The 13887-nt window shown below is 67.3% G+C and carries 11 protein-coding genes and 1 riboswitch; of the genes, 5 read left to right on the top strand and 6 right to left on the bottom strand.

Annotated features, from left to right (window positions below):
- Window positions 1–6 precede the first annotated feature (6 nt).
- The 3 genes from Bequi_RS00930 to Bequi_RS00920 are packed head-to-tail and all read left to right on the top strand — an operon-like array spanning window position 7 to window position 2186.
- The gene (locus tag Bequi_RS00930; protein WP_249736121.1) at window positions 7–477 is read left to right on the top strand and encodes a ribose-5-phosphate isomerase; all 471 of its coding nucleotides are present in this window, start codon (window positions 7–9) and stop codon (window positions 475–477) included.
- Window positions 477–1640 (top strand): Fpg/Nei family DNA glycosylase, encoded by a 1164-nt coding sequence (locus Bequi_RS00925; protein ID WP_249736120.1) that lies wholly within the window; start codon window positions 477–479, stop codon window positions 1638–1640. The genes Bequi_RS00930 and Bequi_RS00925 overlap by 1 nt, the downstream gene beginning before the upstream one ends.
- 9 nt (window positions 1641–1649) lie before the next feature.
- Complete coding sequence (locus Bequi_RS00920) at window positions 1650–2186, top strand: GNAT family N-acetyltransferase (protein WP_249736118.1); 537 nt, start codon at window positions 1650–1652, stop codon at window positions 2184–2186.
- Between the two features lie 7 nt (window positions 2187–2193).
- On the opposite strand, the gene Bequi_RS00915 is transcribed toward Bequi_RS00920, so the two are convergent.
- Window positions 2194–2736 carry a hypothetical protein gene (locus Bequi_RS00915; RefSeq protein WP_249736116.1) on the bottom strand — a complete coding sequence of 181 codons (543 nt, stop codon included), beginning with the start codon at window positions 2734–2736 and terminating at the stop codon, window positions 2194–2196.
- A gap of 57 nt (window positions 2737–2793) precedes the next feature.
- Window positions 2794–3255 (bottom strand): ankyrin repeat domain-containing protein, encoded by a 462-nt coding sequence (locus Bequi_RS00910; RefSeq protein WP_249736115.1) that lies wholly within the window; start codon window positions 3253–3255, stop codon window positions 2794–2796.
- Between the two features lie 124 nt (window positions 3256–3379).
- On the opposite strand from Bequi_RS00910, the gene Bequi_RS00905 reads away from it, so the two are divergent.
- Together Bequi_RS00905 and Bequi_RS00900 are read left to right on the top strand one after the other, a co-directional pair.
- Window positions 3380–6136: a class I SAM-dependent DNA methyltransferase gene (locus Bequi_RS00905; RefSeq protein WP_249736114.1), complete on the top strand. Its 2757-nt coding sequence runs from the start codon at window positions 3380–3382 to the stop codon at window positions 6134–6136.
- Complete coding sequence (locus Bequi_RS00900) at window positions 6133–6654, top strand: hypothetical protein (protein ID WP_249736113.1); 522 nt, start codon at window positions 6133–6135, stop codon at window positions 6652–6654. Before Bequi_RS00905 ends, Bequi_RS00900 begins: the two co-directional genes overlap by 4 nt.
- A 91-nt stretch (window positions 6655–6745) precedes the next feature.
- Here Bequi_RS00900 and Bequi_RS00895 read toward each other — a convergent pair whose 3' ends face one another.
- The 4 genes from Bequi_RS00895 to Bequi_RS00880 all read right to left on the bottom strand — a co-directional run bounded on the left by Bequi_RS00895 (window position 6746) and on the right by Bequi_RS00880 (window position 13698).
- Complete coding sequence (locus Bequi_RS00895; RefSeq protein WP_249736111.1) at window positions 6746–9298, bottom strand: S8 family peptidase; 2553 nt, start codon at window positions 9296–9298, stop codon at window positions 6746–6748.
- Entirely contained in the window at window positions 9291–10259 is a 969-nt protein-coding gene (locus tag Bequi_RS00890; RefSeq protein ID WP_249736110.1) for an AAA family ATPase, read from the bottom strand. The genes Bequi_RS00895 and Bequi_RS00890 overlap by 8 nt, the downstream gene beginning before the upstream one ends.
- A 425-nt stretch (window positions 10260–10684) precedes the next feature.
- Window positions 10685–13054, bottom strand: coding sequence for an ATP-binding cassette domain-containing protein (locus Bequi_RS00885; protein WP_249736109.1), 2370 nt, complete (start codon window positions 13052–13054; stop codon window positions 10685–10687).
- Window positions 13051–13698, bottom strand: coding sequence for an ECF transporter S component (locus Bequi_RS00880; protein WP_249736108.1), 648 nt, complete (start codon window positions 13696–13698; stop codon window positions 13051–13053). Before Bequi_RS00880 ends, Bequi_RS00885 begins: the two co-directional genes overlap by 4 nt.
- 55 nt (window positions 13699–13753) lie before the next feature.
- Window positions 13754–13859: riboswitch (TPP riboswitch) on the bottom strand.
- Between the last annotated feature and the right edge of the window lie 28 nt (window positions 13860–13887).

The raw sequence follows: 13887 nt of genomic DNA, 5'->3' as shown, positions 1-13887 counted from the left end.
ACACCCATGCACGTCCACATCGGCACCGATCACGCCGGCTTCGAGCTGAAGAACCGCCTGGTCGACTCCCTCACCGCCAAGGGCCACGAGGTCACCGACCACGGCGCCCACACCTATGAGGCGCAGGACGACTACCCGCCGTTCTGCACCGCCGTCGGCGAAGCGGTGGTCGCAGACCCCGGGTCCCTCGGGATCGTCATCGGCGGCTCCGGCAACGGCGAGCAGATCGCCGCGAACAAGGTGAAGGGCGTGCGCGCGGCGCTCGTCTGGAACGAGGACACCGCGAAGCTCGCCCGCCAGCACAACGACGCGAACGTCATCTCCGTCGGCGCGCGCCAGCACTCCGAGGAGGAGCTCGAGCATCTGATCGACCTGTTCCTCGCCGAGCCGTTCAGCGAGGAGGAGCGCCACGCGCGCCGCATCGCGCTGATGGCCCGCTACGAGCAGACCGGCACCTACGAGGCGCCCGCCTCCTGATGCCCGAGGGCCATACGATCCACCGCCTCGCCGGAGCCCTCGATGCGGGCTTCGGCGGGCAGCGGGTGCGGGTCTCGAGCCCCCAGGGCCGCTTCGAGGAGGCCGCGCAGCTCGAACGCTGGGTGCTCGCGCGCACAGAAGCCGCGGGCAAGCACCTGCTGATCACCTTCACCCCGGATGCCCAGAGCGACCCCGAGGGCCCCGCAGCGCGGATCGTGCACGTGCACCTCGGCCTCTACGGCTCCTGGACGTTCGCCGGGGATCCTGGCTTCGCGCTCGCCGGAGCGATCGGCGCGCCGAGGCTGCGTGTGGGGGAGCGCGAGGAAGCGCTCGCGGGAAGCACTCGGGCCGTGGAGAGCTCAGCGGGGGCCGACGGCTCTGCGGACGAAGACGGTGCGGAGCCCGGCTGGAGAGCGATCCTCCCGCGGCCGACGACCCGGCTCCGTCTCCAAGGCGTATCCGGGCTCGCCGATCTGACGGGGCCGACGGCCTGCGAGCTGTACGACTCCTCCCAGCGCGACGCCCTGCTGCAGCGCCTCGGCCCCGATCCGCTGCGCGCCGACGCCGACCCGCAGCGCTTCGTGGATCGCGTGCTCGGCTCGCGCACCACGATCGGGGCGCTCCTGATGAACCAGGAGGTCATTGCCGGGGTCGGCAACATCTATCGCGCTGAGGTCCTTTTCCGGGCACGCCTGGATCCTTTCGTGCCGGGCCGGGAGCTCAGCGCGGGCATCGTGCGCGGCATCTGGGACGACCTCGTGCCGCTGCTGCGCTACGGGGCGCGCACGGGGCGGATCGTCACCACCCAGCCCGAGCACCGCGACATCGAGGCCCGGATCGTCGAGCGCTCCCGGGGCACGCTGCAGAACGGCGAGGAGCATCCGGACGCGGTCGCGCGCGAGCGCTCGTTCTACGTCTACCACCGCCAGACCCTTCCGTGCCGGATCTGCGGGACCGAGATCCGCTCGCGCGATCTCGCCGCCCGCACCGTCTTCTGGTGCCCCCGCTGCCAGAGCGTGCGCTCCCGGCGCTCGCCGTGGACCGCGCAGCACCCTGCCGGTCCGTGGGCGGATCCGGCCGGTCAGGCGGGGGATCCGGGAGGCCGGTCTGATACCGGGGATGCCGGGCCCGCGAGTGCGGCTGCACCCGCCCAGATCGCTTAGATTCGTCCCATGCCGCAGCCGATCATCCATCCCGCCGCCTCCGCTCCCGATCCCGCCACCGGCGCCGTGCTGCGCCGCGCGCACGTGAGGGACATCGATCCGCGCACCGTGTACCTGCTGGCGAAGCTGCGCCAGGACGTGTTCACGATGGAGCAGAAGGCGAGCGATCCCGACCTCGACGGCCGCGATCTCGAGAGCGGGACCACGCTGCTGTGGGTCGAAGTGCCCGGCGAGGACGCAGAGGCCGCGGGCCTCGAGCGCGAGCCCGCCGCGCACATCCGCGTGCTCACCGAGCCCGACGGGTCGATGCGCATCGGCCGCCTCGCCGTGCGCGCGCAGAACCGCCGCGACGGCTTCGGCGGCCGCATCATGCGCGCGGCCCTCGACGTCACCCACGAGCTCGCGCCCGAGCAGGACGTGAACATCGACGCCCAGGCCTACCTCGAGCAGTGGTACATCGGCATGGGATACGAGACGACCGGCCCCGTGTTCATGGAGGCGGGCATCGAGCACGTCCCGATGCGGTTCCGCCACCCGCGGGGCTGAGGGGAGCTCAGCCGCGTCGCTGACGCTCGATCTCGATCAGGGCGATGAGGTCGTCCTCGGAGGGGATGCCGCTGGGCAGGAACGCCGCGGTCGCCGTCTCGCCCTTGTCACTGGTGAGGTCTGCTGTCGGCTCACCCAGCTCGGTGCGGCGCGCTGCCTCCTGCGGAGTGAGCACCAGGGCGACGAAGCGACTGCGCTGGGAGCGGATCACCCCGGTGTCGCTGATCTCGGACCACGGGATCGGGTTCGTACCGTCCCCGCGGCTCACGCCCTCGGGCGAGATGATCGCAGCCGGCGGCGCGGAGACGCCCCGATAGGCAAAGACGGCGAAAGCGACCAGGGAGCAGACTGCGGCGAACCACGGGATGAATGACCCGTCGTCAGCGCTCCGCGCCAGGAACGCGAAGAGGATCGCGAGCCCCAGCATCAGCAGGGCGAGGAGAATATTCGTCACCCGGGAGCGCCGGAGCTCGATGCGCCGCCCGGCGGCAAGATCGCGCTGCCATTCCTCCACCTTCGGGCTGGGGCTCATGGGTACGGATTCGGTCATCGGAGGGCTCCTCCTCGAGCGTTGGGCATCTGCATCGGTGGCGCTGCGAGCTGGCGTTCAGGCTCTCGTCTCATCGAAGAGGGCCGTGATCTCGCCGCGCTTGAAGTAAGCGGCGGTGTCGCGAGCGCTCGGGGTTCCGAGGTCCGGATCGGCGCCGGCCTCCAGTAGCGCCGCGGCGACGTCGTGCGTCCCCTTGAAGGCGGCACCGGCGAGCGGCGACTGGCCGCGGTCGTTCACCTGGTCGACATCGGCCCCGCGCGCGGCGAGCTCCCGGACAAGATCGGCATGGCCGTGGTAGGCGGCGAGCATGAGCAACGTGTTCCCCTGCGGGTCCTGCAGGTTCGCAGGTGCCCCCTGCTCCAGCAGCGACAGCAGCAATGCGGCATCACCCGCGCGGGCCGCATCGAACATGCGGTGGGCGAGGTCGAGGACGGCAGGGTCCACGGAGTCACTCGCGGGAGAGGATGACTCGTAGGGCTCCGGGCTCGTGGCCTCGGCAGGGGGCGGCGTGCTCGTCATGGACGCACCGTATCTTCGCTGATCGGAAGCAGCCTGAGCCAGGCGACTTTGGTGCCCAGCGGCCGAGTCCCATTGGCGTCGACGACGTCAGGACCTGCGACAGCGAAGCATGGATAATGCCTCCATGGTGCAGAAGCCGCTCGTCCTGTCCGACATTCGCTCTCGCGCAGCTACTTTCGCGGCGGAGTGGCGCGACGCTGAAGGGTACGAGCGTGGCGAGGCCCAGGAGTTCGTGCGTGGCCTCCTCGCCGTCTTCGGGATCAGCGGTCGCACTGCGGCCGTCTATGAGAAGCGCGCCGAGCGCGCCACCACGGGGCAGCGCGGGTACATCGACGCCCTGATCTCCGGGACCGCCCTGATCGAGATGAAGTCGGCCGGGGCAGACCTCGTCAAGGCCGAGGCACAGGCCCTCGACTACATCGAGTCGCTCTCGGAGAACGAGCGTCCAGACTTCATCATCACCAGCGACTTCCGACGCTTCCGCATGCTCGACCTCACCGTCGAGCCGGACATCGACGACCTGATCGAGTTCACGCTCGATGAGCTGCCCTCCCATGTCGAGGACCTCATGTTCTTGGCCGGCTACCGCCGCACGAAGTTCGGCAGCGCCGAGCAGGAAGCTGCGTCGATCAAGGCCGCGCAGCTCATGGCCGGGCTGTACGAGCACCTTGAGGCCACCGGGTACGACGAGCACCAGGCGTCGATCTTCCTGGTCCGCACTCTGTTCTGCCTCTACGCCGACGACGCCGGCCTGTGGGAGCGAGACCTGTTCTCCCGCTACATCGAGGAGCGCACCAGCGAGGACGGCTCCGATCTCGGTGCCCAGCTCGCCACCCTCTACCAGGCGCTCAACAAGCCCGAGGACAAGCGCTACGGCCGGGACGACGACCTGCTCCAGGCCTTCCCCTACGTCAACGGCTCGGTGTTCGGTGAGGCTGTCGACATTCCCTACTTCAACCGCGCCGCACGCGATCTGCTGCTCCAGGCGGCTTACTTCAACTGGTCCTCGATCAGCCCCGCGATCTTTGGGTCCCTCTTCCAAGCGGTCAAGGACAAGAAGGCCCGCCGCGAACTCGGAGAGCACTACACAACCGAGACGAACATCCTCAAGCTCATCCGCCCGCTGTTCCTCGACGAGCTCGAGGAGCGCTTCACCAAGGCCCGCGCCAAGAAGAACGAGCTCGAGAAGCTCCTGACGCATCTCGGCAGCCTCATCTTCCTTGACCCTGCCTGCGGCTGCGGGAACTTCTTGATCATCGCCTACCGCGAGCTGCGCGCCCTCGAGCTGCGTATCCACGAGCGCCTCCAGCAGCTCGACCCCGCCCGCGCACAGCTCTCCCTCGAAGCCGAATCGCGCGTGCACGTGAAGCTCTCCCAGTTCTACGGGATCGAGATCGAGGAATGGCCGGCCACCATCGCCCGCACCGCGATGTTCCTCATGGAGCACCAGGCCAACCAGGCCGTGAACCTCACCCTCGGCTACTCCGTGCCCATGCTCCCCCTCCAGGACTCGGCGCGGATCACCGTGGCCAACGCCCTCCAGGATGACTGGCAGCGGATCGTCCCCGAGACACGTTCCCTGTTCGTCATGGGCAACCCGCCCTTCCTCGGAGACCACACGCGCGGCGCCGACCAGCTCGCAGACCTCCAGAACGCCTGGGGCGGCAACAAGGTCCTGTCCCGCATGGACTACGTGACGGGCTGGCACGCCAAGACCCTTGCCCTATTCGCCAACTACCGCTACGCGGGCCAGTGGGCGTTCGTCACCACCAACTCCATCACCCAGGGTGACCAGCCCGCCCGCCTTTTCCAGCCGATCTTCGAGGCCGGCTGGAAGATCAAGTTCGCCCACCAGACCTTTGCCTGGTCCAGCGAAGCCCCCGGCGCTGCCGCCGTGCACTGCGTCATCGTCGGCTTCACCCAGGACACCAAGACCAGCCCCCGCCTGTTCGAGTACGAAAGTCCCAAAGCAGACCCCCACGAGCTTCCCGTCAAGATCGGCATCAACGCGTACCTTCTCGACGCACGCAACATCCTCGTCGAGAAGCGCTCTACTCCCCTAAGCCCACTGATTCCGACCGTGGTCAAAGGATCCATGGCTACCGATGACGGGAACTTCGTCATCACCCCTGCCGAGCACACGGAGGTCATGGCAGATCCACTGGCCGCCAAGTTCGTTCGTCCGTATATGGGCTCGAAGGAACTCATCAACGGGCAGAAGCGGTGGTGCTTGTGGCTGCGGGACGTCGACCCCACCGACCTGCAGCGCTCGACTCTACTGCGAGATCGCGTAGCCGCCGTCCGCGACTTCCGTGCCGCCTCGAAAGCCGCATCGACCCGCGACTACCCCCACCATCACCTGTTCCGGCAGTTCGGAATCATGGCCGACGTACCCATCGTGGCGATCCCCGAGGTCAGCTCCGAAGCACGCCGGTACCTTCCCGTCGCGCACCTCGATCCCGGAACGATCATCTCCAACAAGGTCTACGGCGCGATCGACGAGACTGGCCTGGTCTTCGCCATCGCGTCCTCATCCGCGTTCATCACCTGGATGAAGGCCGTCGGCGGCCGGATGAAGTCTGACCTCAGCTTCTCCAGCACGATCACCTGGAACAACTTCCCGCTGCCTCATCTCGAAATTGCCCAGCGCGACGCGATTTCCGCCGCGGGGCGTGGAGTCCTCGACGCCCGGGCGCTCCACCCCGAGCGATCTCTCGCCCAGCACTACAGCCCGCTCGCCATGGATCCCGTGCTCGTGAAGGCGCACAACACACTGGACCGCGTGGTCGACCGCGCATTCGGCGCCACGAAGGCACCGCGCTCGAACGAGGACCGTGCTCGCATCCTCTTCGACCACTACGCCACGATGACGGCGCCGTGACTTCGACATGGACCCGGGCTGGGCTCACGCGCATCGGGTTCCGCGGCTTCGTGCCCTTTGCCGACCTGCTGACCGTGCCCGTTGAGGCCCTCCCGAACGTAGACGGGGTTTACGTCGTCATTCGCGATTCGAACGACCCGCCCGTGTTTCTGGAGCACAGTATTGCAGGCCATTTCAAAGGAAGGGATCCGACGGTCACTGACCTCTCTGCGCTCGAGCGGGCCTGGGTTTCTGGTGCCCACGTTTTGTACATTGGAAAGGCTGCGATCGGCAAGGCAGGAAGGCGCGGTCTGCGAAAGCGCCTTGAGGAATACCGCCGCTTCGGTGATGGTGAGCCTGTGGGGCATTCCGGAGGGCGCCTGGTATGGCAGATGGCCGATCATGCGGATCTACTGGTCGCCTGGTGTCCGACCCCAGGTCGGGATCCGGAAGAGGTCGAGACCCAGCTACTGGACGCCTTCGTGGATGAGTACGGAAAGATTCCATTCGCCAACCTGCGCCTTGGCAAGCGGTTTTGATTGAACGGGCTGCGGATTGCCACGCAGGAAGCGAGGGTCGGCGGCCGCGGCTGCCAAGGGGTCTGGCGTGTGGGAGAGCACGTATTTGTCGCTATTCAATGGCGATCGGAGTCGCGACCCGGATCTCGTTAGCAATCGGCGTATAGAGGTCGATGTCGGTGCGAGGGGTGCGCAGCGACACCAGCAACGCGTAGCGCACTGGCAAGGAGGTGCGGTCGGCCCGCCCGTTGTTTTTCCACCAGCCGCCGACAGGATAGACGGCTAGGGAGCCAGACGCGGCGAGCTCATGGCCGCTGCCGGTCCACTCATCTTGGTGAAGGGAGCCAACATTCCGCTGGTTAGGCCCGACAAGCCAGCGGTCCGAACTGGACGTGCTTCTGCTGGCAACTTCCTCGTCCCGTTGCGCATCACGGTTGACGCGTTGAACAAAGTCCCGCTGGGACTCCAACGGACTTTGAAGTTCAAAGCGCAGTGCATGTGACGCATACGAGTAGCGGCGGCGCCAACCGCGGCGTGAGGCCGACGGCTCGATGAAGTAGGACAAGGTAACCCGCAAGCGAACGTCGTCATCTCCAATCTCTTCGAGTGCCTCCCGTGGCCAGGGCAGGTTGTGAAGACGGAAATGACGCATGCGGAAATCGGTGCCGTCGAACGGTACGAATTCATCCTGGCTGACCAGCGTCACTGCCTGCGATGATGAGTTGAGCACCGCGTCGTCCGTAGGCACGCCCCAGCCGTAGCGGCGCAACAGAGATAGGCGCGCCGTCTTGCCGCTTGCGGCCGCGATTTCCTGGCGCATTGTTGACGTCCACTCTGCTGAGTGTGTCAATAGGCCACGAATCGTCTCCGGCCAGTACTCCGGATAGCGGGCCATTGCTATTGCGGCTAAACGTGCGGCCTGCGCAGCGGCGGCGCTGGTGGCGTTCGCTGAGGTCAGTGCGCGGTCATTCGCGATTCCTGATGATGTCAGGGACAACAGGGGGTGCTTGTCCTCGAATCCGGTAGCGCCGTCGCTTAGGACATTCCCGCCTTCCATGCAGATATCGGGTTTGATGGGCCACTGCCGAGTCGAGAACATCACCGAGGTGCGACTGTGCGGCGAGAGGTCGCCTGCGTTGGCTAGCGGCGTCCAGCCTTGGTAAGCAGGATCAGATGGCGCACTGGCTAGCTCGGTGTGCGCGGAAACCGTGAGAGCGTTCCAAGCTTGAGCAGGGTCTTCGATGGCGGAGGTGTCGGACTCGGATCGATGGTCGATTTGGTAGCTGTCCACGTTTCCGGCCGCGACCACAATGAGTCGGGCCGCGGCCGGCTCCGGCGCGGACAGCAGTCGAAGCTGGGTGCCGTTTCGAATGATTTCGGTCCCTGCAGAGAGCGCGTCGACGGTCGCTGACCACAGTGTTGGCTCGCCCGGGCGGTCAGGCTTTGCGCTTAGTGGTAGGCAGAAGACTCGACGCCGAATAGCGGTGATCTCTGGGAGTGAGACCGCGGTGGCGGTTGCGGTACCGAAATCCAGTGGGTCGAGGAGCTGCTCTCCGCGCCCGGGTTTCATGCGGACCGACTCGAGCCGATGCTCAAGCTGTACGGGGTTGTTCGATACGAGTAGCGAGTCGATATTCCCGTACAGGGCTAGGCCGGCCATTGTCGTCCCGTGACCAGCGACATCGGCTCCCGACGTACCAATAATAGTGTGAACATCGCGGGGGTGTAGGGAATCGCGTAACAGAAGGTGGCCCTGGTAGACGCCGGTATCGAGATGTGTGACTGCCGGCGCTTCGTCGGCGGCCGTGATGATCCGGTCAACGAGGTCGACTACGTACTCGTCCTGTTCCTGTGCGGGGAGATCCTCCACAGTTTCGATGAACTCGGGTCGACGGACCTCCGCGATGGGAACGCCAGTGAAGGGCAAAATTTGCAACAGATCCCAAGTCGCCTCAATCCACACCACGATGCGATCTCGGAAAGTTACTGAGTGCCTCGCTATTCGGAGCTTGTGTGCCGCGGCGAAGGCGTCCAAGAGTTCATAGTTTGGCTGCGTTGTGTCTAGCCATAGTTCCCACCAGTGCAGTCCCCGTGTCGGTGGTTCACTCTCGGAGGTCCACAGATCGCGGAGGATCGCTTTTCGGATCCGAGCAATGTTGGCGATCAGGGCTTGGTTGGCGGGGTTCCCCTCCGGGGTGCTCCATTTTTTTTCATCCGCCTTGGTGGAGAGCTTCGTTAGGTAATCATCGAACAGCTGCAGGAATTTGGGCCGGTAGGCATCGGCCACCCATACCGTCGCTCGTTCGGGCGCATCACTGGAGGCGGGGTGGACGGAGAGGAGGAGCCACATCGGGCGCTTCGGGGACCTCCGATGTGTGCTGAGGCGGTCGAGCGATTCGACTTTGAGAGGATATGTGGCGTCGGCGCCCTCGAGAACGATAACAGTGCCGAGAGTCTGAGTGTCCTCGGCGGTGATGCTGACCTGGTGGCGCTCCGTGTCGGCCTTCGCGAAAGCTTCCTGAAGCTGGCCCCGCATGAGCAGGCCGTGGGCGCGGTGCTTGACCGAGCGGACCTTTGGGTTTCCCTGCCCTCCACGAGAGAACTCTTCATTTGCAGCTCGCTCGACGATGTAGAGGTGATCGAGATGCGGCAACTCGTCAGCCAATGTTTGCCTGCTGGCGTGCGGTCAACGCTGTGATGAGATCTTCTCGACGGACGGCGCTCTGCCCGCGCATCAATGCGCCCTTCGCTGCGCTCTCCGCAGCTTTCACTAGGTCGGCATGGCTCAGTCCGTTGGTGTGGTCACCGAGCTTGGCCAGGCTCAGACCCGTGCCGAGTGATCCGAGGCGTGCGCGGATAACGGCACTTGCTTGACGGGCATCCGGTAGCTGGTAAGCCAGGACGGCATCGAAACGGCGGAACAATGCGCGATCGAGAATGGAGCGATGATTGGTAGCCGCGATCACAATAGACTCAGGACTGACTCCCTCGAGGAAGACCAAGAAAGAATTCAGGATCCGACGAGCTTCACCAACGTCATTTCCGCTCCGGTCGCCACCAAGTGAATCGAACTCATCAAATAGGTACACGCCGCGCCGCTGGGCGACAGCCTCAAACACGATTCGCAATTTAGCGGCCGTCTCTCCCATGTATTTGCTGAGCAAGCTATCTAGGCGGACAGTGAACATCGGAAGTGCCAGTTCGGACGCAAGGACGCTGGCTGTCATGGTCTTGCCTGTACCCGGCGGCCCCTCCAGGAGAAGACGGTGCGCCGGCGCGAAGCCATGTTCAAGCAATCGCTGCCGCTGACGCTGCTCAGCGATGATGTGCTTGATCTGCCCTGTCAGGCTTGGCGGAGCGACGAACTCTCGCAACGTGACCGCTGGGTGGGTGGTCTCCACGAGTTCGGCGAGGTCCCCACGGGGCTGCGCAAGCTTGGTGATGTTGCTCCGCGGTGTGACCTGCCGGGAGCTGTCGACGCTTTTCTTGATGTTCTCCGCGATAGTGTGATGCCCGCTTCGGGCTTCCCGGGCGGCGACCTGTAACGCCACGGAGTAGAACGCCGCGTCATCACCGGCTGCATGGCTACGCACCATGGCGGTGATGTGCTCTCCGAGCGCAGCCATGGTCTTCCTCTCTGCGTAGGCGGGACAGCCCAGTCATCGTTTGTGTCCATCGTACGGGACTGGACGAGGGGGCCCGGCATGTCGGCGTTGAGAGGCGTGCCTCGGTCCGGGCGGCAACGTCGTAGGGCCGTACTCCGGAGCGTGGATACGCAGATATGGCTGTGCCAGGAGGGCAACTCAATGAGCGACTAAGGCGAGCGTGGGTGCTGATTCTCGAGTGTGGGCGAGCCTGGTTTCCGCACCTCGGCAGTCCGCGGCCCTGTATGCGAAAAGGTGAAGCTGCGGTCAGCCGGCGCGTCGTCCGCCAGTTGGGAAGTTGACTTGGAGCACTCGCTACGGGGACCGGATCGTCGCAATCCGTGGATCGTGGGGTTCGGCGGTGTGCCTGGACTGTAGCCTAGCGGATCCATGGCTAGATGAGCCTGTCAGCCGGTCAGTCCTCTGATCACCCACGGAGCGGCAGCGAGCCCGAATGCAACCCCTGCTCCAGTCGCATCGGCGACACTGAACCGGCTCGGCAGCGCCCACGTGCGGCGCTGGGCCTGCTGGAAGCCGCGAGCGTCCATGGCGAGGGCCTGCTGCTCGGCGGAGCGGATCGCGTCCAGCAGCACCGCGAGGGTGGTCGAGGAGAGAGTGCGCACGAGCTGCACGCTCGAGCGCAGGGGATGCCGCCAGGAGAAGCGCGCATCGAGCCCCCGCAGGCGGCGGATCTCGAGGACCCGCGACCAGACATCCGCAGTGAGGCCCGCGCGCACGAGACCCGCGACGCTCGCCGCGACCGGTCTGCCCGGCAATCGCAGCCGCCCGCCGAGCGCATCGCCGAGGGCCGTCGGATCCAGGGAGGTGAAGGCGAGCACGCCGGGCGCGACGAAGTAGGCGATGCGCAGCGCCTCCTTCAGCCCGAGCAGGGCGGATCCTGCCGTGAAGGCGGGCAGCTCGGAGGCGAGCATCGTGGACCACCACAGGCCCGCCGCCGCGAGCCCCACGGGCACGAGCCGCAGAAGCGTCCCGCGCACGGTGCGGATGCTCAGCGGCGCAAGCACCGCGACCAGCGCGAGGGATGCGAGGCCCGTCTGCCAGGTGGCAATGCCGAAGGATCCGGCCACCGCGGCCGCAGCGATGAGCAGCAGCGACAGGGGGTTCAGCGCATCGGTGAGTGCACGCGGCCGGCGCCGGATCGGGCGCAGGAGCGTGCGCGCGGCAGTCTCGCCGCTCGTGCCCGGATTCGGCCCCGGTCCCGTCGCGAGCGCGCGATCCTGGCGGTGCGCGGCGAGGTCGAGCACGGCATCCGCGCGTGCGATCAGCCGCGGATCGTGGGTCGCCACGAGCACCGCGGCGCCTTCGGCCCGGGCCGAATCCAGGAGGGCCTGCTGCTGCGCCCAGCTCTCGGCGTCGAGGCCCACGGTCGGCTCGTCGAGCACCAGCAGCCGCGGGCGCTGGGCGAGAGCGGAGATCACCGCGAGGCGGCGCTTCTGCCCGCCCGAGAGGGTGTACGGGCTCGCGTCGGCGAGATCCTCGAGCCCTGCGGTGCGCAGCAGCGCATCGACGTCGGTCGCATCGGGGACCCAGGGGGAGGCGGTCACCTCCTCCCGCACGGTGAGCGCGAGGAAGGAGTGCTCGGGCTCCTGGGGGACGAAGGCGAGGTCCGCGCCGCGCGGGGCCTCGAGGGAACCGGCGGCGGGGGAGTCCAGCCCGAGCAGGACGCGCAGCAGGGTGGTCTTCCCCGATCCGCTCGGCCCGATGATCGCCGTGAGCGAGCCCGGGGTCAGATCGAGATCGATCCCGGTGAGCAGGGGCGGGAGCGCGCGATGAGCGCGGGCGGAGACCCCCTCGCGGCGGCGGGGGCGAATCGTTAGATCGCGAGCGCGCAGCAGTGGCGCGGGGGTCGATTCGGCGGAGGCTTCTTCGGCTGCGGGCTCCCCAGAGATGGCCTCCCGAGCTGCGGCCTCGCGCGCATCGGCGTTCCCGGCACCGGAAACGTCGGCGCGCCCGGGGTCCGCTGCCGCCGATCCGCCGAGCATCCCCTGTGCCCGCACCTGCGCCGGGGTGCCGTCGGCGAGGATCCGGGCGCCGTCTCCGAGCACGATCACCCGGTCCATGTGCGGCAGCCAGTCCTCGATGCGGTGGTCGGCGACGACCAGGGTGCGGCCGCGCGCGGCCTCGAGGATCGCGGAGCGGACGGACTGCGCCGTCGGCCCATCGAGCATGCTGAGGGGCTCATCGAGCAGGAGCGCGCCGGGCTCCAGTGCCAGCGAGCCCGCGAGGGCGAGGCGCTGCTGCTGCCCGCCGCTCAGCTCCCAGGGGATCGAATCGGCGCTCGTGCGCGGATCCTCCGCGCCGACCACGCGGGCTTCCTGCAGCGCTCGCGAGACCCGCTCCTGGATCTCCGGGCGCGAGCAGCGGGCGTTCTCTGGCCCGAATGCGGTATCGCGGCCCACGCTCGCGCCGACGATCGCGTGCAGCGGCTGCTGGAGGAGCAGTGCGCGCTCCCCGGGACGCCCCGCGAGAGGCATGGAACCGGAGAGCTCCCCGGTGCTCTCATCGAGCAGTCCGGCGAGGGCCCGGAGAAGGGTGGACTTCCCGCTGCCGCTGCGGCCGACGAGAAGGACGCGCTGGCCCGCAGGGATCTGCAGGCTCAGCGCGTCCAGCGTCGGCCGTGACCGCCCGGACGGCACCCACGTGAGGTCGGTGATCGTCAGAGCAGTCGCGGCCGGCGCGGTCGCCGACGCGGCGCGGGCGACCGTGCCGGAATCGGCATCAGTCGCTGCGCCGTCGGCAGCGGAAGGGGTGCTCACGCGCGGGCGGTCCGCATCCGCTGCCCGGCCGGGAAGGCGCTCAGCGCACCCGTGCCGACGAGCAGCTTCACGAGCGCCCAGCCCAGCACACCGCACAGCAGCACCGAGGAGACGAGGAAGAATCCGAGGTGCGCGAACGCGAAGGTCCAGGACCACTCGGCGTAGTAGACGAAGCGCTCGAAGACCCACTCGAACAGCCCCGAGAGCACGGAGCCCAGGATCGCGACCGGCAGGGTGAAGCGGCGGTAGGCGGTGAGCGCGAAGGCGAGCTCGACGCCGGCGCCCTGGATCAGGCCGCTGAGGATCGCGCCGAAGCCCCACTGGCCCCCGAGACCGATCGACAGGAATGCGGCGATCACCTCGGCCAGCAGCGCGGCGCCGGGGCGGCGCACGATGAGCGCCGCGAGCAGCGCCGGCAGGAAGAACACGCCGGTCAGCAGGCCGACGGCGGGCGGGAACGCCGCCTGCAGCGGCGTGATGAGGTTGTAGACCTGGCCCCAGCCGACGAACACGACGCCGAAGACGACGCCGATCGCGACGGTGAGGACGAGGTCCACGGTGCGGTAGGCCAGCAGGGGCCGCCGCGCGAGCGCGGAGCCCTCGGAGGTGCCGCCCGTGGAGGTGGTGGTGGGTGCAGTCGACATCGTGATCTCCTTCCGTGATGGAAGGGGCCGCGCACGGGACCGGGACGGCCCGCGCGCGGAAGAAATCCCGACTCCCTACGCCGGTATGAACCGGATCAGGTTCGAGGGTCTGCGCAGCTGCGCACTCTCAGCACCGAAGCGGTGCTCCCCTGTCTGTGGATGTCGGATGGGAGTCTACCCCTGCGGCGG

This window comes from Brachybacterium equifaecis (genome assembly GCF_023509525.1).
GTDB lineage: Bacteria > Actinomycetota > Actinomycetes > Actinomycetales > Dermabacteraceae > Brachybacterium > Brachybacterium equifaecis.
Note: the sequence above shows the minus strand (reverse complement) of the source record. Positions and strands in the feature narration are given on the sequence as shown.